Source organism: Pediococcus damnosus, assembly GCF_001611155.1.
GTDB lineage: Bacteria > Bacillota > Bacilli > Lactobacillales > Lactobacillaceae > Pediococcus > Pediococcus damnosus.
The window spans coordinates 692702-714862 of the sequence record NZ_CP012294.1; the positions used below are offsets into that span (position 1 = coordinate 692702).

Below are 22161 nucleotides of genomic sequence, written 5' to 3' on the forward strand. Positions count from 1 at the left end.
CGCATTTATTTATAGATTGTCTTAAGTCCTGCAAGATCACCCTTAGATAAAGTCGTTCTCCCTTGATCGACTGGGTACATAACTGAATTTCTATTTCCGCTGTGCGCCAATCCGAGTGCATGCCCTAACTCATGAACGGCTACCGAAAGCCGAATTGACCCTATATATTGCATGTTCAAACTGGCACTGGCATGATTTACCGTATAAGCGTTCACTCCAGATTGCTGGATCACCTCAGGTCCACCAAGCCCTAATTCAATGGTGCCTCGTTGTGAAGAAGTCATTTTCTTATCATAAATTGAAAACTTAATTTGGTTTTGTTGCTGCGTACCAGCACCAGCAATTAATTTTACTAATCCTGTTTGGTTGTAAATATTAACTGCGGATAAAAACATCTTTCGCACATCCTGTGGCGTATTATCTGCAAAATGGTAATAATAAACGTTGGATAGTTTATGTCCATGAATGACATCTTCTGTGGGCGTTGTGCCGTTAGTATTTGCGTTCAAACTACTTGAAGAGTTACTTTGTGGATTGACACTTATTTCATTGGATGCTTGGCGTGCATTTATATTTGCAATCGCTTTGCTAATTTCTTGTTTACTATCAACATATAATTTTTTGGACGCCGTTTGAAAATCTGGCTTGGTTGCTAAAAATAAGACAACAGCAATCATAATTATCCATATTAAACCTTTATGTTTCACTGGTATCCCCCGTTTGATTTGAATTTTCACTCAGTTCAAAAATTATATCATGGATCCTTTTTTTAAACGTCTATTTCGGCTAACTTACTGAAATTCTAATTTCTAAACAACTGGAAAGTTATTATATGCACATCATAGCATTAAATAAATACTTCTATCTAAAATTAACATTGATTCTTTTCAATCAAATTTACAAAAAATGGGTACATAAAAAAGTGAACTTCATTATTTGAAATTCACTTTCTAAATGTATCCATTTTTTTGACACTAAATTCTAATTCTGAAAATCTTCTTCACCTAATGCATGTTGGGCCGCCAAATTCAATAAGCTCCATTGCCGATCAAACCCAGGTTGGAAGAAGAAGTCTGCATCCGCTAAGTCTTCGAGCCGTAATCCTTGCTGAATTGCCAATGCTAACACGTTTCCTTGTGCCGTTACATCATACGTGGACAAAACAGCTCCACCGAGCAGCTTGTGGGTTACTGGATGATAAAAGAGCTGAACGGCCACCTGTGGATTTCCTTTTTCCACTGGTACATAAGCTGGTCGCAGTGCAGTCTGGAAGAATGATTTAGCAATCTTCACGCCAGCCCCTTTTGCTGTGAAAGAATTTAAACCACTTTGAGTAAACTTATCATCAAAAACACTCAGAGCTGAAGATCCTACGATACCTTTGAAAGGTTCAGACGGAAGTTTCTCAAAGATATGTTTAACCACATAGCGCGCTTCACGCCGGGCAACGGTCGCCAAGGCTACTGGAATCTTTTTATCAGCTGGAATTGAATAAGCTAATGTAGCGTCACCAATTGCATAAACATTTGGCAAGTTGGTCCGCAAATATTCATCGGTTTTAATCCATCCCCGATTATCTAAATCAACAGTTCCCTTTAGCCAGTCTGTATTAGCCTGAACGCCTGCAGCCTGAATAACTAAATCACTTGGGTAACTGTTCGTCGTTGTCTTTACGGCCTGAACCGCCTTATCTCCGACAAATTCAGTAATATGGGCATTCATTTGTAAATTAATTCCTTGATCTTTTAGTTGTTTGGCAATAATATCCGTCATTTCAGAATCCAAATAGGTCCCTAACGGACGATCAATGACATCCAACAACGTCACATTTTTTCCTGCCTTACGACTAGCCTCAGCCGCCTCAATGCCAATATAGCCAGCACCAACAATCGTGACATTTTTAATATCATCACTGTTTAACTTTGACTTGATTTTGGTGGCCCAGTCATATCCACGCATTAGAAAAACATTCTCCAAGTTTACGCCGGGCACTGGTAAAGATTTTGGCGTCACACCAGAACTAATAATCAACTTATCGTATGGTTGATCAACGGTTTCTTGGGTCTCATTATTTGTAACACTAACTGTTTGCTTATCAACATTAATTTTATTAACTGTATGACTTTTCAAAATATGCACATTGGACTGCGGAAAATCACTTGGACGAAAGTTTCGAACATCATTAACATCTGTCACATTATTTTCCAGGTACAATTCCGTTCCACATGACATGAAAGAAATAAAATCACCTGCTTCATAAAGCGTAATATCAACATCATCGTAACGACTTAATAGTTCCAAAATCGATTGATGGCCACCATGTGAGGCACCAACAATTACAACTCGTTTTTTTGACATCTAAAATCCCTCCTACAGTTTATAATGGTTCTCAACTAGAGCTTAAGACTTATCACTAAATAATGCAACGAAATGACCACGACTTAATTAAAGGGCTTCTAAACTGGTTACATTAGCAAACTGTTTAAGAAAGCCAATCTCTATTTGATTGCAAGATTAGCGTTTATCTTGGTATACAAAAAAGTCCTCATATCAACGCTTTAACATTGTATGAAGACTTCAGAATGTTACAAACTGCTCCGGCTGGGATCGAACCAGCGACCTCTTGATTAACAGTCAATTATTCTACCGCTGAACTACGGAGCAATTACTTAATTACCATGTATATATTTATATCATGAAAACCACAGACTTGTCAACTAAATTTTAATAATTATCATTTAAATTTTTTAGGAGATGTGATTTTCTTTCAAAACCGCATTAAAATCAACCATGATTTTATTGTCTTTTTTCCATTCTTCCCAGTGATCCATGTCTTCTCCTGGGACTGAATAACGGGCATTAATATAATCTTCATAATTAATAACATGTGCTGAATGCGGGATATTCAACTGTAAAATACGGACTTCTGTAATAAAACCCCGATCTGCAGCTAACTCTGCTCGCCCATTCATAACCATGTTGGCAATTTCAGTATATTTAGTTCCGTCTTTTCTAGTAATTTCTTCAATTAATGTAAATACTTGCTGACCCATACTATCACCTTCCCTTTTCAGTATAAGGGCAACTTGCTTGTTGAAGCAAGTTGTTTTATTACAAAGAAAAAAATACCTCTAAGCATTATAGCCTAGAGGTACCTTTTTGGCATAAGAGAGAAAGAGAATTGATTAAAGGTAGAGGAGATGCACTACTACCTTTCGAAATAATCATACCTCTATATGTAAGCGGTGTCAATCCAAACTTTAAACTTTTTTATGAGAATAAAAAAAGAATCGGAAGATAATTTCCGATTCTCGCCATCTGATGTATACATCAACTAGAGATGTCCTCATCTGTGTTCATTTGGGGTAAACAGGAAGAGGAAGTAAGTAAATGGTACACTTAATATACCTCTTTTTCTCATCTTAGTCTACCTTATTTTAATTATTTATTCATAATTTTTTAATGAACTAGGCACTTAATGCACTACCATAAACCCAGCCAAGCAATTTACCGTTGTAATAGCAACGATAATAAGGGGTCTTCGTTCCTTCAATAACTCCCGTCATATCAACTTGAACGGTCTTACCCGCATATGACTTACCGTAATATCTACGACTATAGCCATAGTTGCTTTTGGGGATGCACAGCTTTCACTTTTCTAGTTAACGTTTGACTTGTATATGTCGTATTAAGATAACGGACATTCGTCAATGCGCCACCATAAACCCAACCAATGAGTTTACCATTTACATAGCAACGATAATAAGGGGTCTTCGTTCCCACTCGAACAGCCTGATTATCAATCGTTACGTTTTGGCCGCGATAAGTCGTGCCATAGTGTAAACGTTTTGTTGAATAAACACTGGAAGTTACATGATTGTAAAAATCATTTTTTGGCGTCGTACTCACTGACGCAACTTTATATGTCGACGTGTACTTTGTCACGTTCACAACAGCAGATGAATAAATCCAGCCAATCAATTTACCATTATAATAACAACGATAATATGGAGTTTTGGTTCCCTTTTTAACTCCTGAATTATCAATTGTAATGGTCTTACCCTTATAGGTTGAACCATAATGCGTACGTTTTGAACTATATGTGCTTCCTGGAATATGGTTATAAAAATCGTGCCCCGGACTCAATTTAACTTGCATTGATTTATTCTGCTTTGTATATTTAACCGAAACGCCATCTAAGAGACTATGCAAGTTGTACCCTTTAATTATGCTAATCAAGCTTTTAGCGTATGAAGGTGCCGTTGCGTATCGCCCTGTCAGGTAATTTGCTGCCGCCTCGGGTGTTGAAGCATTCTCTTTCCATGTTCCCTTATAAAAAGAAGAATTCCAAGCCGTCCCATTTCGTAAAACATTCCCGTTATCATTCAGCGAAGCCTTTACGTTAGGATATTTACGGAATGCCGCATTTGTATAGTACAGCTGACCACCTGCCGTATATTCCGCGGTTCGCATGGTTATGGACTTACCCTGATATGTACCTTTAATTCCGAAGTAATTATTACCCTTAATGGCCAATTGGCTTTGGCCCCATGCACTTTCACAAGCTGCCTGAGCCATCATCAAAGACCCATATAAATTATACTTTGTTGAAACACTTTGGACATCTGGTTTTAGTCGCGAAATAAAACTCTGTGGCGAATCTGCGTGAACCGTCTTTGAATTTGAACCCCAAACAGCAATTGTCGAAAGCAATATTAAAAATGAAACAAGTGGTACCCATCGTTTATGCATACTGTTTCCCCCGTATCGTAATGATCTTTAACTATTAGTATATAACTTATACGAGAAAATCTTAACTCATTTAACCATAATGAAATATACAGAATATCCACTCATTTCAAAAATCCCCATATAACGAGGCTGTTCAAGGTAATTTGATTGAATGTAACAAAAATTTAACAATTTAATTGGCTTAATATACAAAAATATCCCGCTGAAAGCTTCAACAGGATACGTTTTGTAAATTTTTATTTGCTTTATTCTACAGTTACACTTTTTGCAAGATTCCGCGGTTGATCAACATTATATCCCCGTTCTAAGCTTGCATAATAAGCCAGTAGTTGTGCTGGTACCACACTTACAAGTGGTAATAATAATTCAGAAATGGTAGGAATGACAATATCATCCCCAGGTTTAGCAAGATTTTCCGAGACAATCGTTAAGACTTGAGCACCACGTGACTTTACCTCTTGAATGTTACTCCTAGTGTGGCTCGCCGTGCGTTCCTGCGTCAAAATGGCAATGACTGGCGTTTTGTCTTCAATCAGGGCAATTGTCCCATGTTTCAACTCTCCCGAGGCAAACCCTTCTGCGTGAATGTAGGAAATTTCTTTTAACTTCAGGGCCGCCTCCAACGCAACGAAGTAATCTACACCACGTCCAATGTAAAAGGCATTCCGTGTTTTTGCTAAGTTGTGGTGGGCAATCTCTTTAATTGTTTGTTTTTCATCCACAATGGCTTGAATAGCATTGGCCGCTAAACTTAACTCATGATTCAAGTTGAAGTTCTTGGCTGTTGAAATGTGACGTGCCATGCCAAGCGCTTTAGCGACAACAGCCTCAACCGCAATTTGTGCTGTATAAGCTTTAGTTGAGGCAACTGCAATTTCCGGCCCCGCATTTAACAACAATTGGTACGTAGCCTCTCTATATAAAGTTGAATTTTCAGCATTCGTGATTGTTAAGCTGGGGGCCTGCCACTCATTATTAACACGAACTAGTACCTGCCGACTATCTGCAGTTTCTCCACTTTGCGTTAGAAAAATAAAGAATGGATGGTCAGACAGGATTGGGTTGTCATAGGCAAATTCTGACGCCAAAACCACTTCTGTAGGAATTTGCGTTAACTGTTCAAACAGCCGTTTTCCAACTAATCCTGCATGATAACTGGTTCCAGCACCAACGATGTATAGGCGATCGGCTTTTTGCATAGCTGCCAACAAATCAGCCGGTATTTTTAAACTGCCATCCTCAGCAAAGTAAGTCTTTTGAATGCGATGTAAAACTGCTGGCTGTTCATCAATTTCTTTGAGCATATAATAAGGATAAGCACCACGATCCGTTTCCTTGGGATCCAAATCTACGTGAAAAGGATCACGATGAACGCTCTCACCGTCCTGATTTGTAATCTCAATTTTTTTAGGTGTCACCACAACCATTTCACCATCATGTAACTCCAAAAAATCTTTGGTCACGTTTAACATTGCTAATGCATCACTACAAACTACATTAAAATCCGTTCCCACCCCAATCAGAAGAGGGCTCTTATTTTTAGCTACGTACAAAGTTTCTGGATCTTCATGGTCCATTAACAAAAATGCATAAGAGGAACCCTTTAAGAGACTTAGTGTCTTTTTAAAAGCCTGTTTCGTTGTTAACCCATCATGGATGACAAAATGATCCACTAATTGCACCACAACCTCGGTATCCGTTTGACTAGCAAAAGATACATCACTTAAATATTCTTGTTTTAGTTCTTCATAATTTTCAATGACCCCATTATGAACCAAATAAAACCGCTCATCTGTCGAAAATTGTGGATGTGCATTTTCGATACTTGGTACCCCATTTGTTGCCCATCTGGTATGGCCAATTCCTGTGCTACCCTGAATCTCGGGAATTAGCTTTTTTTTAAGATCCGCAATTTTCCCTCTAGATTTAACCAGATGTGCTTGTTTTTGATTATTATTCACATAAATACCTGCAGAATCATAGCCACGATATTCAAGCTTTTCTAGCCCAGACACTAAAATTTCAACTGAATCTTTTCTCCCTGTAACGCCGACAATTCCACACATATTCAACATCCTCTTTATTTTTATAATTGGTCTATACGATTTGATGATATTGGTCCATATATCGTATGTCTTAATTTATCTCATTATAAAAGGATTGTCAACCGTTTTATCATCTTTGGTCTTGTAATTATAGTCAATTGGTCTAACTTGCAAAAAGAATAAAAAACTGTTCGAATCAAGCCAGTAGGATATTTCAGCTTGATTCGAACAGTTACCCAATATATATTATTCAGTTACACCAACTTCGGCACGCACAACTTCAACAATGCGGTCTACATAGGCTGCAACTTCTTCTTTCGTTGTTGCTTCAGCCATAACTCGTAATAGATCCTCTGTTCCACTAGGACGGACTAACACGCGACCTTCGCCAGCCATTTCGTCCTCAACGGTTTTAATGATTGCCAAAACTTTTTCGTTTTTTAATGCCGTCTTTTTATCTTGAACCTTCACATTAACTAGTTTTTGCGGATATGTTTTTACTTCGTCAGCTAATTCAGATAGTTTTTTACCTGTCTGTTTTACAATGTTCATAAGTTGTAAAGCCGTCAACATTCCATCGCCAGTCGTATTAAAATCAAGAAAAACAACATGACCAGATTGCTCACCGCCGACGTTATAGCCATTCTTTAGCATCTCTTCGACCACGTAACGGTCACCAACCTGTGTTTGAACCGAATGGAGGCCATTTGCTTCAAGTGCCTTATACAAGCCTAAATTGCTCATAACTGTGGTGACAACCGTATCCTTCTTCAAACGTCCCCGTTTGCTAAGATACTTCCCACAGATGTACATAATTTTATCGCCATCAACGATATTGCCCTTTTCATCGACTGCAATGCATCGATCGCCATCACCATCAAAAGCAACCCCCAAATCAGCACCTTTTTCCACAACAAACTTTTGCAAGCCTTCTGGATGGGTTGAACCCACGTTGTCATTGATATTTAAACCATTAGGCGTCGTCGCCATTGTGTCAAAGTCAGCATTCAAATCAGCAAAAATTTGAGATACAAATCCGCTGGTTGCACCATTAGCAGAATCCACACAAACATGAAGGCCCTCTAAATCGTCCGGAATTGTTTGCTCCAAAAATTGGGTATACTTTAAAGCACCTTCTGGATAATCATTTTCCGTACCTAATCCGTCAGCGGATGGTCGTGGCAACTCATCAGTTTTTTTATCTAAGAGGACTTCAATTTCACCCTCTAGTTCATCAGATAGTTTATAGCCATCTGACCCAAAGAATTTAATTCCGTTATCTTGAACGGGATTATGAGATGCTGTAATCATAACTCCAGCATCAGCTTCTTGTTTTCGAACTAAATAAGCAACACCTGGGGTTGTCACAACTCCCATATCCAAAACTTCAATCCCTACAGAAAGTAATCCAGAAATTAAAGACGTTTCCAATAATTGTCCAGAGATTCGTGTATCTCGAGAAACTAAAACACGAGGACGTTCCTTCGTGTCTTCAGCATGTTCTGTTAAGACATATCCGCCAGTTCGTCCTAATTGGAAAGCCATTTCAGGAGTTAAACTTTCATTTGCGATTCCTCGCACGCCATCTGTTCCAAAATATTTTAAAGCCATAATTTTCCTCTTTCTATTCATAAATTAATTTGAACTGGAACTTGCCGATTTCGAACTTGAAGAGCTTGATGCAGAACTTGTACTACCAGTTTCGCTAGTTGAACCAGTCCGTTTGTTATCCGCTGGTTCACTAGATGATCCCTTCGTTGACTCGCTACTACTGTCGGTTGAATTCGATGATTTTTGAACAGGCACTGTCACACTTACAGCCTGTGGATCCAAAATCGCATTCACAGTATCGCCTTTATTATCCAAAGCTTGAAGAAGAACCTGCGTTGTGGAATTCTTTTTCGTGTTATTAGGTAAATTAATTCTCGCAACCACTTCAGTAATTCGATTGATCTCTGAAACCGATCCCGTTGCAGTAACTGTTTGGGAACGTAAAATTGCAGCCTTTGCCTCATAACCTTTGGCAATCACATCTTGATTAACCTCTGGTTGAATTGCAAACGTCTTTGTCTTCCGATTAGCTACCGTCACGTTGATCGATTGTGGTTCAAAACTATAGGCCAGCTCTTTATTCAAGCCTTCCTCTTTAATCTGTACACGATGCTTACCAACACCTAATTTTCGTAGTGAAACATAAGCCTTAAAATTCTGAGTATTAGTGGTAGTTGTCACCAAGGCACTCGGGCCCGTAATTTTAATTTTAACTTTTGATGGATACCCACTAATTAAATATTTACTGCTATTTACATCCAATTCCAAAGGGACAGTTAAAGTTTTCGATTTGTTGGCCATCAATGTGGCATCCCCAGAATTACCATTTGACCCAGCATTATTCGAATTTATCTCATCGGACTTCACATAAGTAAACAAAAGGACCGCCAAAATCAAAGCTAATATCCGATATACCCATCGTTGCTTCCAAAAGTTTCTCATTTTTTAGGACCCCCTTTGAAGAACGTTGTTATTCCTTCTATGAAGTCTTGAATAATGTTTTGGCTCTCTGGTTCATCTTCACTGATGAATTGAGCTCTAAAGTAACGAAGATAATCTTCTTGGGTCATATTGCGTAATAACTCATTATCCTTCGTAATCGAAACCTCACCAGTCTCTTCAGAAACGACTACCGTTACAGCATCTGTCACTTCACTAATTCCAACTGCCGCACGATGCCGTGTTCCTAATTCTTTTGGAATCATTGTACTTTGTGAGAGTGGCAAGTAGGCTGCCGCGACAGCGACTTTATTATTTTTTATAATAACCGCCCCATCATGTAAAGGCGTGTTTGGAATAAAAATATTGATCAGGAGTTCACCCGTGATATCAGCATCCAAAGCAATACCGGTTTCAATATATTCTTCCAACCCAGTATCCATTTGAATTGTGATCAAAGCTCCAATTCGGCGTTTAGACATATACTGAATGGCCTTGTCCAAAGCCATAATCATTCGCGTTTCAGCTTCGTTTTTAGTTTTATTTTTAACAAACATTGAGCCCCGGCCCAGATGTTCCAATCCACGGCGAATTTCAGGTTGAAAGATCACTACCATTGCGATGACCCCCCAATTAATCACCTGATCCACAATCCATGAAACTGTGCTTAATCCTAAAAGAACACTAATCACCTTGATTAAGATAATGACTATTATTCCTCGAAACAGTTGAACAGCCTTTGTTCCTCTTACTAACATGATTAATTCATATATCACAAACCAAACTACAAGAATATCAATTAAGTTCATGAAATTATGTAGTGTAATCAGTTGATCCCAAGCAAAATGCATTTGTTTTTCCCCCAAACCAATACAAAAATAATTATAGCACAGACCATGTTTCTTGCGGTCAGAACTTCGGCCACAAGAATGGTTAACGTCCGAAGCATAAAAGTTTTCGGAACGAAAACTACCTATTTCTGTGGAGTAGTACCATGTTTCTTGCGGTCAGAACTTCGGCCACAAGGAACATTAATTCACTTATTTTAATAACCGCTATACCCTTTTATACAACTCTCTATCAAGTATTCAAATCTAGCTTACCTTTGAACCAATTTGTAGAAAAAGCCACCTGTATTCTGCTACAATAAGGTCAACGAGGAAAACATGATGACAAAAAAAACGAAATGGATTATTCGGATTTGCTACGGTCTAGGGTTACTCTATATTGCCCTATTTGTTCATCAACCGTATCATTTCTTACTTCTCAACACTTTTTTAGCTTATATTCCCATCGAAATTGCGTTTCATATCAGCCCAAAGTATCCTAGAAACACACTTTTGTTTTGGTTAGGTATTGTGCTTTGGTTACTTTTTTATCCAAATGCGCCTTATCTATTAACTGATCTCTTTCATTTAAGCTTACTACACCCTTATGCAGACACTGGACTGATTCGACTTTCAGTTTCGATGTGGATCTACTTCATTTATATGTTATTAGCTGTCATTCCTAGCGTCTTACTTGCCATGTGGAGCATGATGCAAGTCACAAAATCAATTGTCAGACGTTACAATATGCACAAGCGATTTGCTGAAATTGGCATTGTATTGATCTTTACGACCCTGTCATCAATTGGAATCTTTATCGGTCGTTTTTTAAGACTTCATACAATCTATCTTTTAATTAGCCCTGAATGGGTGTTGAAACCAATCTTTAATATGTGGTCCTGGCAAATGTTAGCATTCGTTTGCTTAATGACTTTATTACAGGGCGTCATTTACGTGGTCTTACGTGTTATTAAAAACACAAACTAAACGAAAGGATTGAAGTCACTACTGGCTTCAATCCTTTTTATTATATTTATTTTTCACCAATGATTCTAACTTCCGTTTGTAAATGAACTCCAAACTTTTCAAAAACTGTGGCCTGTACATGATGAATAACATTCAAATAATCAGTGGCTGTAGCTCCACCGACGTTAATGATAAATCCAGCGTGTTTCTTTGATACCTGCGCGCCACCAATTTGAAAGCCCTGTAACCCGGATTCATGAATTAATTTTCCTGTAAAATACCCAGTTGGGCGTTTAAACACACTTCCACAAGAAGGATATTCTAGAGGTTGTTTAGAAGCCCGAAGCCGATTCAAATCATCCATTCGATCGCGAATTTTTTGCGCGTTTCCTGGCGTTAAATTAAACGTTGCAGACAAAACAATATCATCATAGTCTTGGATACTGCTGTGCCGATATGCAAAATCCAATTCATGATTTGTTAATGTACGAATTTCACCCTTGCGAGTTAAGATCTGTACTTCACTAACTACTTCACTGATCTCGCCACCATATGCTCCCGCATTCATAAATACGGCACCACCAACACTTCCAGGAATTCCCGCTGCAAATTCAATTCCACTTAAACTGGCCTGATAAGCAGCTTCAGTAGTTGCAATTAAGGCTGCTCCCGCTTGAGCAATTACTTGATTCCCTGAAACTTTAATTTCTTTCATCTGAGTTAAAATAACAGTTAAGCCACGAATGCCTCCATCCCGAACAATCAAGTTACTAGCATTTCCAACAACTGTTAATGGTAATTTTTGCTGATCTGCCCATGTTAACAATTCGCTAACTTGCTTCACTGTTTTAGGAAACGCTAGATAATCGGCTGGTCCACCCGTTTTCGTATTCGTGTACTTGGACAATGGTTCATGATTCATAATTTTAATATCTGGAAATGTTTCAATTATTGTTTGCAAGATTTTGGGGTTCCTTTCGGCTTTATTTTTAGAATGAATTCTAAAATTATACATTTTAAATTAACTTAAAAGCGTCCATAAAGTCATTAATTTTCACATTAATATCAATGTCAAATCAAAACTTTTTTAGGACACTCTCTAGTTTAACACTTCAAAAGAACGAACGGCATCCCGACAAACTCGGTGACTTTCTATCGCTGATTCTGCAGAAACGGGATTCGCCTGTTGGCCTTCAATAGCTGCCAAAAATTGGCGAATCAACGGATCAAAACCGCGGGTCACTAATGTTGGTTGCCAATCAGGTGTAGCGATTATTCGTTGGCCTTGCGTGCTTTTTTCAACGAATGTTTGACAATTTTCAACACTTGCAAGCCCATTTTTAGTTTCAATAGTTACTTCTTCCTGATTCACGCCGCCAACTAAATTGACCTCGGCAGATGCTAACGAATTAGCTGTTTCTAAGGTAATTACAGCTTGCTTTAAATTATGACCAGTTGTAAATAACTTAGTATGCTGAGATTGGATAGGTTCATCCAACAAGTAACATACTGTATCAACTACATGAATAAGCAAATCATAAATTGCAAACTTAGTTTCTTGTGTGGCATTTACTCGCAACTTGATTCCGCGAATAATTTGTTTGTTTGGTAAAGCTTTTAACTTTTGATTCAAGGGAACGAATCGTCGATTAAAACCGCAAGTTAAAATCAAATGCTTTTCATCAGCTAACCGATAAAGCTCTTCTACCTCATCGAAATTTTCTGAAACTGGCTTGTCAACGTACACATTAATGTCATGTGAAAGTAGTTTCTTTATAATCTGGTAATGGGTTGCGGTTGGTGTATGAACGAAGACCGCAACTGGGTTTTGTCCAATCAATTCATCAATATTTGCTTCACCATGTGTAACCCCATACTGAGTTTGTAATTTCTGACGTTTTTCATCATTACGCGTACAAAAATGCCATTCATACCGATCCTGCAAGCTTGCCATGACCGGTAAATAAGCCTTTTGGGCAATATTACCTAATCCCATAACTCCAATTTTTTTCATTTAATTTGCCTTCTCATGATTTGAATTTTGAAACTCTCTGCTATCTTTCTTGGCCTTTGCAGATTATAATAGGAACAATCAGAAAGCTAGAAAGGATTTTTTATATGAATTTTGTTGCAATGGATTTCGAAACTGCCTCACCAAAACGATACAGTGCATGTTCACTTGCCCTCACAATCGTACGTGATAACCAAGTAGCAGATGAATTTTATTCTCTCATCAAGCCCGATACTGAGTTTAGCTGGCGAAATGTCCAAATTCATGGGATCCACGAAGATGATGTGGCCGATGCACCAACGTTCCCTGAGATTTGGCCAGTTATTAATCCACTTTTTCAGTCTAACCAACTAGTTGTGGCCCACAACGCTCCGTTTGATAATGGTGTTTTAAAAAGCTGCCTTGAACACTACAGCTTGCAGCGCACCCACTATTTGACCCTTGATACCGTGCGTACAAGTCGCAAGTTGTTCCCAGATTTTGAAAACCATAAACTAGATACCGTTTGCCAACATTTGGGAATTGAACTTGATCACCATCATAATGCCTTAGATGATAGTTTGGCATGTGCAAACATTTTACTATATGAAGCCAACAACTTCGGCACCGAACAACTCAAACCAATGATTCGCATGGCTAATTAAAGGCTAATTTCATATCAATCGTTTCAAACAGGATCCCGCTTTTATCACGGAATCCTTTTTTATTGCGTTTAATCTCTTTAAATCCCAGTTTTGTATAAATATGAGCAGCAGTCACATTTCTAGCTTGCACTGTTAATACCAATCCTGAAAGCCAACTAAAAGTTTCTCCCCAAGTAAGGGTCTCTTCCATCAACGCAGTTCCTAAGCCTTGTCCCCAAAAATCAGATAAAACAGCCACACCTACTTCACCAAATTCATCAGTATCACTTTTCATGACTGTTGCCAATCCAATTGATTGCCCTTGGTACTTTGCCAGTAAAATAAGATTTTCGCGACTTGCTTGAATAATTTTTAGTTGCTGACTTTCCGTATCAACAGTTAAATTATCTAAATCATCTTCAACCGTAAAAGTTTCCGTTTCTTGATCCAATTGTTTCAACAAATCTAGTACCTGTTTTGCATCCCCAGCTTCAGCCTCTACAATTCTGACCTCATCACTCATTTTATATCCTTTTTAAAATCATTTAGAAGCGTTGCATAACGACTACCTTGCGCCTCAAATTTTAAAATCCGCTGATCATCACTTTCATCATTACGACTAATCGTAATTCTTAAATATTCATCTGGGAGATACTCTTCAATAAATTGGGACCACTCGATAACCGATACCCCATCACCATAAAAATATTCATCCCAACCGAGATCATCACCACCACCATCTTCAAGACGATAAACATCCATATGAAATAAAGGTAAGCGACCCTCTCGATATTCGTGAATAATGGTAAAAGTTGGACTTTTTACATAACGTTTAATCCCTAATCCCTTGGCTAATCCTTTTGTGAAGGTCGTTTTGCCAGCACCTAAATCGCCATCCAACAAAATAACATCATTAGGCTTCAAACTTGTAGCAAGTTGATCTCCAATCTTTTCGGTTTCATCTGCTTGATTTGTTTTGATTGTAAACATAATTTACCTCGTTTGCTGAGACTTATTCTCAGGTTCTTCAGCCACTTCAACATGTTCTGGTAATTGCCAGTCAATCGGAGTTTCTCCCAATGCTTCCAAGGCCGCATTTGTTTTTGAAAATGGATGGGAACCAAAAAAGCCATGATAGGCAGAAAATGGACTTGGATGTGCCGATTTGATTACAATATTTTTATCGGTATCGATCAATTCAATTTTAGCTTGGGCAGCCTTACCCCAAAGAATAAACACGACCGGCATTTCACGGGCAGACAACTTTTCAATTGCTACATCCGTTAATTGTTCCCAACCTTTTCCTTTATGTGAAAATGCTTGGCCGTTGCGAACTGTTAAAACAGTATTAAGCATTAAGACGCCTTGCTTAGCCCATTTTTCCAAATAACCATGCGAAACTGGTTTAATCCCCAAGTCATCTTGCAATTCTTTATAAATATTCTGTAGAGATGGTGGAATTCGCACCCCTGGTAACACTGAAAAACTCAATCCATGAGCCTGATTTGGTTCATGATAAGGATCTTGTCCTAAAATAACAACTTTAACTTCACTAAATGGCGTCCATTCAAATGCTTCAAAAATATGAAACATATCCGGATGAATTAATTGAGTTCTGTATTCAGTTTTTAAAAAATCATGTAATTTTTTATAATAAGCTTTTTCAAATTCTGGTCCCAAAACTTCTTGCCAGTCATTATGAATAAACGTTTTCATTTTTGCACCTCTCCTCACATTCTAGCATAGCTAAAATTGTTTTAATAACATTAAATGCCGTTATGTTATGACTAAAAAAAAACGAGGGTTCATGTTAAACTGAAGATATATAAATCTGATAAGGATGTGTAAATATGATTTCAATAATTGCTTCTGATATGGATGGCACTTTACTCAACGAAAAGATGGAAGTCTCTGAAGAAAATGCGGCTGCGATTAAACAAGCCCAAAATGAAGGTGTTCATTTTGTTGTGGCAACTGGTCGTCAACTTTCGGAAGCCAAACCGCTGATCGAAAAGTTTGGGATTCAAGCTCCCATGATTACATTGAATGGCGCTGCTGTTTATGATGTCGATGGAAAAGCACTGGATATGGTTCCTCTTCATCGCGCAGCCGTCACACAAATCATGCGCGAATTAAACTTAGCCCACTTATATTATGAAATTGTCACAATTGATGGCGTAGTTTCTAACAGTCGTTCAATGCATATCCAGAACCTTGCTGATTTACTTTCAAACACCAACCCTGATACCCCATTTAAGTTGGCCGTTACATTGGCTTCGGCTCGCGTTGAACTAATGGACATTTCTTACGTAGATGACTATCAAGAATTAATTGATGATAAAAACGTACGAATTTTAAAAATTATTGCTTTTTCAAACGACGGTCAGAAGAAATTACAACCTGTGGCTGATAAAATTAATAAAAAGGTCGAAGTAGCCATTACTTCATCCTCACAGTCTAATATTGAAATCAACAACGTGCGTGCACAAAAAGGAATCGCCTTACAACATTTTGCTGATGGTCTCAATATTCCCATGTCACAAGTTATGGCGATTGGCGATAATTTAAATGATGCTTCAATGCTAAAAATTGCTGATACCAGTTATGCAATGGAAAATGCGCATACTGAAATAAAAAAAATAGCCAATCATTTAACCGTTTCAAACAATGAAAATGGGGTTGGTAAGGCTATATTGGAACAACTTAAAACAAACCGTCAATAATAGGGTCACTGTTATAGGGGTGAAAATTTATGCGCAGGCTTTATGTAAAACATCAAGATGCAAAAAATAAGGGTGCCACCGTCATCTATGATGATTACAATAACCCTTGTTATTTAATGGTCGGTAAATGGGGGATCCGCCATGATGCGCTTTCTGTCTATAGCACAGATGGTGAGTTGTTGGCTGAAATCAAGCAAGTTGCAGTCGGCCTTTTCCCCAAGTTTGACATTTTCTTTAACGGTCAGAAAATCGGTTCAATTTCAAAGACATTTGGTTTAATACATGAATTCATGTATGTAAGCAAACTAAAATGGTTTATCACCGGTAATCTTCGAACAGGATTGCATCACGTTTATAGTGGTAGAAAACAGATCATGAAATTGATATGCGGAAACACTTATAACGAACTAACCATTACTTCTGAAGCAACCGAACCGGTTTGTATTTGTATTGCTGCAATTTTGGATCGTTGGTCTAAAAGAAACGGTAAATCAGGCGTTCAAAACCGATCCGCAATTCCAGGGTGGCGGCTACAAAATGGTGAAACAAGTTTTAATAATATTCATAAACATAAAAAAGATAAAAATAAACTGATTGAATAATGGAGGATTATTTTGGAAATAAAAAATGCTCAAATAAAAGATGTCCCTCAGGTTGTCACTTTAGTTAAAGTGATTCTAGAGGAAATGGAACTTCCAGCTCTTCACGAATTAAGCGATGACCAACTAACCCAGCTCTTTGAAAAGACTTTTGCTTCACCCGAATATCAAGGCGAAATGGCTAACCTCATTGTTGCTAAGGATCACGATAAAGTTCTTGGTATGATGTTTGGCTATGTTGGTAAATTTGAACAACAACTCTTTGACGTCTTCCCTCGTTATTATGCTGAATTAGCAATTCCTGAAAAAACAGTGATTTTTTCAGATCATGAAGCAGATGAGGATGAATGGTATCTAAACACACTTTGTGTAGACGCTAGCCATCGCGGTGAAGGAATTGGTACGCAGCTTTTAAACTACCTGCCAACAATTGCCAAACAAGTTCACACTAATGAAGTTGGCTTATTAGTTGATTTTGAAAATCCCCAGGCTGAAAAACTCTATAAGCGGATTGGCTTTAAAAAAGATCGGGTTCAAGTCGTGGCTAATCATAATTATGATCATCTAAAAATGACTGTTTAATTTTTAAAAATTAAATAAACGACCATCTTAAAAACTTGAAGTGAAAAGTTTCATTTTCGCTTCAAGTTTTTATAGCGTGCAGCCTTAAATCTATGCTAAAATTAAATGATTTTTAGATGGGAATTGGAATATGAAAAATACAAAGTATATTAGTTGGCCGGTCCTTGGACTTATGGCCTTTGTCAATGTCATTGGCTTTGATGACATTATTTATAATTTTAAAAACCAGGGTTTAGGCGTCATTACCACTTGGGTGATTTTATTTGCGCTATATGTTGTTCCCTATGGTTTAATGGTTGGCCAATTAGGCTCCACTTTCAGCAGTTCAGGTGGTGGTCTCAGCTCTTGGGTTCGAGAAACTAGTGGTGACACCCTTGGCTATTTCACGGCCTGGACGTACTGGGCAGCATCCATCCCCTACGTAGTTGATACTACCAATTCTGTCGTTGTTGCTTTTGGTTGGTTAATTAATGGCAATAACTCAATGGAAGAACATATGTCAAATGCAATGTTTGCGTTACTTACCTTTCTAGTTTTTGTTATTTTTATTCTGCTGCAGAACCACATCAAAAATTCTTTGCAGGTGCTCAATGTATTGGGCGGTGGTGCCATGTTTATTATGACTATCTTATTCGTTGTTTTAACGGTCATAAATCTAGCTCACGGCACTCACATTGCTTCTGCACCTTTACATTTATCAACTTTTACACCAAAGATTGATCTACACTTCTTCTCTACCCTTGGTTTGTTGATTTACGCCACAAGTGGTTCTGAATTAGTCGCCCCATACGTTACCCGGATGCGCAATCCAAAACGTGATTTTCCAAAATCAATCATGATGTTAACTATAATGGCTGGGTTTCTAACAATTTTTGGTTCATTTTCACTGGGCGTTTTCTTTAATGATCATCATCTTCCCGTTGATTTAAAAATGAATGGTAGTTATTATGCGTTTGATTACGTCGGCCGCCACATTGGGTTAGGCCACTCCATGTTGTTTTTATTTTCAATTGCTCAGCTTCTCTATATGTTTGCCCTACTAGCTTTATTGTTAGATTCCATGACCAGAATGCTAATTTTGGATACGGGCAAACGATTCATGCCACGGCAACTACTGAAACTTAATCGTAACGGTCGGCCAATTAATGGTTACATTCTCACTTCTGCTTTATGTGCTGGAATTCTTTTAATGGGCGTGTTTCTTCCTGACATGAATGAAATTTTCAATTGGCTATTAAACCTGAACGGCATTGTGTCACCTTATGTCACTTGTTGGATTTTCTTTGCCTTTATGCAACTTCGAAAAAATTCACAGAAATACAAATCAGCATATGTTTTTATTAAAAATGATCGGGCCGCCTACCTCGTGGCTCTATGGTGTTTTATGATTACATTTGTTGCGGCCACCTTTGGAATTCTTCCTCAGGATGTTCTACCAAGTTCCTTTACCTATTGGCAGGAACTGGCTATGAACATTGCCACGCCAGGATTTCTTTTGGCCTTGGGATGCGTTATGCCAGCAATTGCTCGAAGACAACATAAGAAACTTAATCAATAACAAAAAAGTGTGGATATCTAACTATCATATTGATAGTAGATATCCACACTTTTTATAAACAATTTAACGGTACCGTTTAACGACCTTAGCTATTTCACGTTCCTGATCACGACGCTTAAGGGTTTCACGTTTATCATACTCATGCTTACCCTTGGCCACGCCAATTAGAACCTTGGCAAAACCGTGCTTTAAGTAAACCTTTAAAGGTACGATGGTAATTCCTTTATTTTGGGTTTGCTCTGCCAATTCCGCAATTTGCTTTTTATGCAATAATAATTTACGGTTTCGTAAAGGATCATGATTAAACTGGTTACCCTCTGTGTACTCACTAATGTGAATATTCATCAGGATTGCCTCGCCATTACGAATTTGTACATAACCATCTTTCAGGTTGATCCGACTAGCGCGAACCGATTTAATTTCTGTTCCGGTCAGTACCATTCCAGCCTCAAAGGTTTGTGAAATTATATAATCATGGCGAGCTTTTTTATTTTGAGCTAAGGCCGGATCTCGATGCTTTGTTCTTGCCTTTGCCATTTAAACATCACTCCTACTTTTTCCGATCATAAGTTTTTGAAGATGATGGCTTACCATGTGAATTTGTTGAATGAGAGTTTCTAGCAGAATTATTCCGATAGTTATTTGAAGACTTTTTGTTAAAGTTCTTGTTGTGACTACCTTGATGATTACCACCCTTGTATTTTCCGCCATTACGGAATTGACGTGGTGGTAACTGAATTTCACTAGTTGGCGTATTTTCAGGATGCAAGAGATCAAAATCGACTTCTCGTTGATCCTTGTCCACACGAACTAATTTCACTTCAATCTCTTGACCAATTTGGTATGTGCGATGCGTATTTCGCCCCACCAATGCCATCTGGTTTTCGACATATTCATAGTAATCGTCCTTCATCTGACTAATGTGGACAAGTCCTTCAACAGTATTATCTAATTCCACAAACAAACCGAATTTCATTACAGAACTCACAACAGCCTTAAACTCTTCACCGACATGATCACCCATATACTCGGCTTTCTTCATGCCATCTACGTCACGTTCAGTATCAATTCCGCGACGTTCAAGTTTAGAAGTATGTGCTGCAACCTCAGGCACTTTTTCTACATATTGAGCTTGTGACTCTTCACTCGTTCCGTCTTCTGCATAATGACGAATCAAACGATGCACAAACATATCTGGATAACGCCGAATTGGTGAAGTGAAATGAGTATAATATTCAGCCGCAAGTCCAAAATGTCCCAAAGAATCTTCCGAATATTTTGCCTGTTTCATACTACGCAACATCATAATCGAAATCATGGGTTCTTCCTTACTTCCAGCAACCTGCTTCAGAACACTCTGGAGCATCTTTGGTTTAATATTCTTTGGACTACCCTTAACTGTATAGCCAAAATTGGTTAAGAATTCAAAGAATTTTAACATGCGATCACTGTCAGGTGTTTCATGAACTCGATACAGGAATGGAACTTTGAGTTCTGAATAATGTTGTGCAACTGTTTCGTTGGCTGCCAACATAAAGGATTCAATCATTCGTTCAGAAGTCCCACGAACGCGCAGTTTAATATCAATTGGATGACCAGTTTCATCGACAATAATTTCAGCTTCATTGTCATCAAACTCAATAGCGCCACGACGTTTCCGACGCTTTAGCAAAATCTTATGCAATTCGCCCATTGTTTCAAACATTGGTACCAAATCTGCATACCGTTCGCGTGTCTTTTCATCATGTGCTTCAAGAATCTTATTCACATTTGCATAAGTCATTCGAGCATCTGATTTAATCACACTTGGATAAATCTTGTGATTAACAACCTTACCGTTCTCATCGATTTCCATTTCACACGTCATTGTCAGGCGCTCCACCTCAGGATTCAAAGAACAAATTCCGTTTGAAAGCTTCCGTGGCAACATTGGAACTACTCGATCAGTTAAATAAACACTGGTACTGCGTCGATAAGCTTCATGATCCAGAGGAGAACCCTCTTTAACATAATGACTTACGTCAGCAATATTAACGCTTAAATGATAATGGCCATTGGACATCTTATATGCGCCAACCGCATCATCAAAATCTTTAGAATCATCCCCGTCAATCGTTACCACAGTCTCATCAGTTAGGTCTTTGCGACCTTCCTTTTCCTCATCGGTAACAAATTCTGGAATTGATTTGATTTCTTCTTTAACATCATCAGGAAATTCATATGGTAATTCATGTTGATAAATAACCTGAAGAATATCGACACCGGGATCATCCTTAAATCCGATTGTTTCCGTGGCAAGTCCTGCCATTAATTTAGGATGTTTTAAAGTTGGATACTGAGTTACTTCAGCTGTGACAACTGCTCCATCTTGGGGTTTAATTCCTGAAGCCAGAACATCGAAATGATAAGAAGCTAACTTCTTGTCTTTTAATTGAATTTCACCAATGACACCATTTTCAGGATCTGCACCAGATGACTGAAAAACACCAACTGCTTGCGTAAAATTACGTTCTGTTATTTTAGTTACGACCCCTTCAGGCCCCTTAGCGTCACCCGGTTTAGCCGCACGAGTAATCCGAACATCAACTTCATCTTGATTCAAAGCAAATGCTGTATGATCTTCACTAATGTATACGTCAGGAATTTCTGGATCAATGGCTACGAAACCAAAACCACGGTCATTAGCATGGAATACACCATGAACAATCTGTTGATCTTGTTGAATAGGCAAGGTAAACTTTCCCTGTTCCGTGATATGGACGCGTTTTGAACGCTCCATCACTGCAAGTTCTTTAACCAAAATGTTAAAAACACTTGCGCCCTCAAGATTCAGTTGCTGAAAAATTTCTTCAGCAGTGAAACTCTCTTTAGGATGTTGACTTAAAAAGCTACTTACTGCAGCTTGAATTTTATTTGTTTCCATCTTTTACCTCAAATTTTAATTTGTTCTTTGCCTTAATTAAAAGCCTCCTGCAAAACACAGGA

General features: G+C 38.2%; 22 protein-coding genes and 1 tRNA gene. 6 read left to right on the forward strand and 17 right to left on the reverse strand.

All coding sequences use genetic code 11. The features are described 5' to 3' along the window. Positions 1-5 precede the first annotated feature (5 nt). From ADU73_RS03360 to cdaA, 10 genes are all read right to left on the reverse strand, one after another. The gene (locus ADU73_RS03360; protein WP_046870824.1) at positions 6-707 is read right to left on the reverse strand and encodes a matrixin family metalloprotease; all 702 of its coding nucleotides are present in this window, start codon (positions 705-707) and stop codon (positions 6-8) included. A gap of 274 nt (positions 708-981) precedes the next feature. Further along, complete coding sequence (locus tag ADU73_RS03365) at positions 982-2358, reverse strand: FAD-dependent oxidoreductase (protein WP_056986073.1); 1377 nt, start codon at positions 2356-2358, stop codon at positions 982-984. Positions 2359-2592: 234 nt separating this feature from the next. After that, positions 2593-2664, reverse strand: a tRNA-Asn gene (locus ADU73_RS03370). Between the two features lie 83 nt (positions 2665-2747). Continuing rightward, positions 2748-3053, reverse strand: coding sequence for a hypothetical protein (locus tag ADU73_RS03375; protein WP_062913178.1), 306 nt, complete (start codon positions 3051-3053; stop codon positions 2748-2750). A 414-nt stretch (positions 3054-3467) separates the two neighbouring features. Beyond that, positions 3468-3566 (reverse strand): hypothetical protein, encoded by a 99-nt coding sequence (locus ADU73_RS10685; RefSeq protein ID WP_237028341.1) that lies wholly within the window; start codon positions 3564-3566, stop codon positions 3468-3470. 49 nt (positions 3567-3615) lie between these two features. Beyond that, complete coding sequence (locus ADU73_RS03380) at positions 3616-4752, reverse strand: glucosaminidase domain-containing protein (RefSeq protein WP_062913179.1); 1137 nt, start codon at positions 4750-4752, stop codon at positions 3616-3618. A 245-nt stretch (positions 4753-4997) separates the two neighbouring features. Then, complete coding sequence (glmS, locus tag ADU73_RS03385) at positions 4998-6818, reverse strand: glutamine--fructose-6-phosphate transaminase (isomerizing) (RefSeq protein ID WP_046870827.1); 1821 nt, start codon at positions 6816-6818, stop codon at positions 4998-5000. Positions 6819-7043: 225 nt separating this feature from the next. Continuing rightward, positions 7044-8408 (reverse strand): phosphoglucosamine mutase, encoded by a 1365-nt coding sequence (gene glmM, locus ADU73_RS03390; RefSeq protein ID WP_046870828.1) that lies wholly within the window; start codon positions 8406-8408, stop codon positions 7044-7046. Between the two features lie 24 nt (positions 8409-8432). After that, the gene (locus ADU73_RS03395) at positions 8433-9290 is read right to left on the reverse strand and encodes a CdaR family protein (protein ID WP_062913180.1); all 858 of its coding nucleotides are present in this window, start codon (positions 9288-9290) and stop codon (positions 8433-8435) included. Then, positions 9287-10138, reverse strand: a complete 852-nt coding sequence (cdaA, locus tag ADU73_RS03400) for a diadenylate cyclase CdaA (protein WP_062913181.1) — start codon at positions 10136-10138, stop codon at positions 9287-9289. The genes ADU73_RS03395 and cdaA overlap by 4 nt, the downstream gene beginning before the upstream one ends. Before the next feature lie 318 nt (positions 10139-10456). Here cdaA and ADU73_RS03405 point away from each other — a divergent pair, with 318 nt between their 5' ends. Continuing rightward, a complete protein-coding gene (locus ADU73_RS03405; protein ID WP_056986070.1) occupies positions 10457-11101 on the forward strand; it encodes a DUF1361 domain-containing protein in 645 nt (214 codons plus the stop codon). Positions 11102-11147: 46 nt separating this feature from the next. On the opposite strand, the gene murB is transcribed toward ADU73_RS03405, so the two are convergent. Beyond that, complete coding sequence (murB, locus tag ADU73_RS03410) at positions 11148-12002, reverse strand: UDP-N-acetylmuramate dehydrogenase (RefSeq protein WP_371861599.1); 855 nt, start codon at positions 12000-12002, stop codon at positions 11148-11150. 177 nt (positions 12003-12179) lie between these two features. Then, a complete protein-coding gene (locus tag ADU73_RS03415) occupies positions 12180-13094 on the reverse strand; it encodes a Gfo/Idh/MocA family protein (protein WP_046871553.1) in 915 nt (304 codons plus the stop codon). 104 nt (positions 13095-13198) lie between these two features. On the opposite strand from ADU73_RS03415, the gene ADU73_RS03420 reads away from it, so the two are divergent. After that, on the forward strand, positions 13199-13735 hold the full coding sequence (locus tag ADU73_RS03420; RefSeq protein WP_046871554.1) for a 3'-5' exonuclease: 537 nt from the start codon (positions 13199-13201) through the stop codon (positions 13733-13735). Here ADU73_RS03420 and ADU73_RS03425 read toward each other — a convergent pair. From ADU73_RS03425 to ADU73_RS03435, 3 genes are read right to left on the reverse strand one after another with little or no spacing between them, the layout of a single operon-like run. Continuing rightward, positions 13728-14237, reverse strand: a complete 510-nt coding sequence (locus tag ADU73_RS03425) for a GNAT family N-acetyltransferase (protein ID WP_046871555.1) — start codon at positions 14235-14237, stop codon at positions 13728-13730. The genes ADU73_RS03420 and ADU73_RS03425 overlap by 8 nt on opposite strands. Continuing rightward, a complete protein-coding gene (tsaE, locus tag ADU73_RS03430; protein WP_046871556.1) occupies positions 14234-14704 on the reverse strand; it encodes a tRNA (adenosine(37)-N6)-threonylcarbamoyltransferase complex ATPase subunit type 1 TsaE in 471 nt (156 codons plus the stop codon). Before tsaE ends, ADU73_RS03425 begins: the two co-directional genes overlap by 4 nt. 3 nt (positions 14705-14707) lie before the next feature. After that, a complete protein-coding gene (locus tag ADU73_RS03435; RefSeq protein WP_046871557.1) occupies positions 14708-15430 on the reverse strand; it encodes a uracil-DNA glycosylase in 723 nt (240 codons plus the stop codon). A gap of 134 nt (positions 15431-15564) precedes the next feature. On the opposite strand from ADU73_RS03435, the gene ADU73_RS03440 reads away from it, so the two are divergent. The 4 genes from ADU73_RS03440 (at position 15565) to ADU73_RS03455 (ending at position 19176) form a co-directional block, all read left to right on the forward strand. Beyond that, entirely contained in the window at positions 15565-16437 is an 873-nt protein-coding gene (locus ADU73_RS03440) for a Cof-type HAD-IIB family hydrolase (protein ID WP_046871558.1), read from the forward strand. 29 nt (positions 16438-16466) lie between these two features. Then, positions 16467-17039: an LURP-one-related/scramblase family protein gene (locus ADU73_RS03445; protein WP_046871559.1), complete on the forward strand. Its 573-nt coding sequence runs from the start codon at positions 16467-16469 to the stop codon at positions 17037-17039. Positions 17040-17051: 12 nt separating this feature from the next. Further along, positions 17052-17618, forward strand: a complete 567-nt coding sequence (locus ADU73_RS03450; protein ID WP_046871560.1) for a GNAT family N-acetyltransferase — start codon at positions 17052-17054, stop codon at positions 17616-17618. Between the two features lie 130 nt (positions 17619-17748). Continuing rightward, positions 17749-19176 (forward strand): APC family permease, encoded by a 1428-nt coding sequence (locus ADU73_RS03455; RefSeq protein ID WP_062913182.1) that lies wholly within the window; start codon positions 17749-17751, stop codon positions 19174-19176. A 63-nt stretch (positions 19177-19239) separates the two neighbouring features. On the opposite strand, the gene smpB is transcribed toward ADU73_RS03455, so the two are convergent. Both smpB and rnr read right to left on the reverse strand, forming a co-directional pair. Further along, positions 19240-19713 (reverse strand): SsrA-binding protein SmpB, encoded by a 474-nt coding sequence (gene smpB, locus ADU73_RS03460; protein WP_046871562.1) that lies wholly within the window; start codon positions 19711-19713, stop codon positions 19240-19242. Between the two features lie 13 nt (positions 19714-19726). Beyond that, positions 19727-22099 carry a ribonuclease R gene (gene rnr / locus ADU73_RS03465; protein WP_046871563.1) on the reverse strand — a complete coding sequence of 791 codons (2373 nt, stop codon included), beginning with the start codon at positions 22097-22099 and terminating at the stop codon, positions 19727-19729. Between the last annotated feature and the right edge of the window lie 62 nt (positions 22100-22161).

Coding starts and splice junctions, on each gene's coding strand:
- smpB (WP_046871562.1), bottom strand. CDS start 19,713: ATGGCAAAGGCAAGAACAAAGCATCGAGATCCGGCCTTAGCTCAAAAT.
- glmM (WP_046870828.1), bottom strand. CDS start 8,408: ATGGCTTTAAAATATTTTGGAACAGATGGCGTGCGAGGAATCGCAAAT.
- ADU73_RS03425 (WP_046871555.1), bottom strand. CDS start 14,237: ATGAGTGATGAGGTCAGAATTGTAGAGGCTGAAGCTGGGGATGCAAAA.
- murB (WP_371861599.1), bottom strand. CDS start 12,002: ATGAATCATGAACCATTGTCCAAGTACACGAATACGAAAACGGGTGGA.
- ADU73_RS03375 (WP_062913178.1), bottom strand. CDS start 3,053: ATGGGTCAGCAAGTATTTACATTAATTGAAGAAATTACTAGAAAAGAC.
- ADU73_RS03380 (WP_062913179.1), bottom strand. CDS start 4,752: ATGCATAAACGATGGGTACCACTTGTTTCATTTTTAATATTGCTTTCG.
- cdaA (WP_062913181.1), bottom strand. CDS start 10,138: ATGCATTTTGCTTGGGATCAACTGATTACACTACATAATTTCATGAAC.
- tsaE (WP_046871556.1), bottom strand. CDS start 14,704: ATGTTTACAATCAAAACAAATCAAGCAGATGAAACCGAAAAGATTGGA.
- ADU73_RS03415 (WP_046871553.1), bottom strand. CDS start 13,094: ATGAAAAAAATTGGAGTTATGGGATTAGGTAATATTGCCCAAAAGGCT.
- ADU73_RS10685 (WP_237028341.1), bottom strand. CDS start 3,566: ATGACGGGAGTTATTGAAGGAACGAAGACCCCTTATTATCGTTGCTAT.
- rnr (WP_046871563.1), bottom strand. CDS start 22,099: ATGGAAACAAATAAAATTCAAGCTGCAGTAAGTAGCTTTTTAAGTCAA.
- ADU73_RS03365 (WP_056986073.1), bottom strand. CDS start 2,358: ATGTCAAAAAAACGAGTTGTAATTGTTGGTGCCTCACATGGTGGCCAT.
- ADU73_RS03455 (WP_062913182.1), top strand. CDS start 17,749: ATGAAAAATACAAAGTATATTAGTTGGCCGGTCCTTGGACTTATGGCC.
- ADU73_RS03445 (WP_046871559.1), top strand. CDS start 16,467: ATGCGCAGGCTTTATGTAAAACATCAAGATGCAAAAAATAAGGGTGCC.
- ADU73_RS03395 (WP_062913180.1), bottom strand. CDS start 9,290: ATGAGAAACTTTTGGAAGCAACGATGGGTATATCGGATATTAGCTTTG.
- glmS (WP_046870827.1), bottom strand. CDS start 6,818: ATGTGTGGAATTGTCGGCGTTACAGGGAGAAAAGATTCAGTTGAAATT.
- ADU73_RS03405 (WP_056986070.1), top strand. CDS start 10,457: ATGACAAAAAAAACGAAATGGATTATTCGGATTTGCTACGGTCTAGGG.
- ADU73_RS03420 (WP_046871554.1), top strand. CDS start 13,199: ATGAATTTTGTTGCAATGGATTTCGAAACTGCCTCACCAAAACGATAC.
- ADU73_RS03440 (WP_046871558.1), top strand. CDS start 15,565: ATGATTTCAATAATTGCTTCTGATATGGATGGCACTTTACTCAACGAA.
- ADU73_RS03435 (WP_046871557.1), bottom strand. CDS start 15,430: ATGAAAACGTTTATTCATAATGACTGGCAAGAAGTTTTGGGACCAGAA.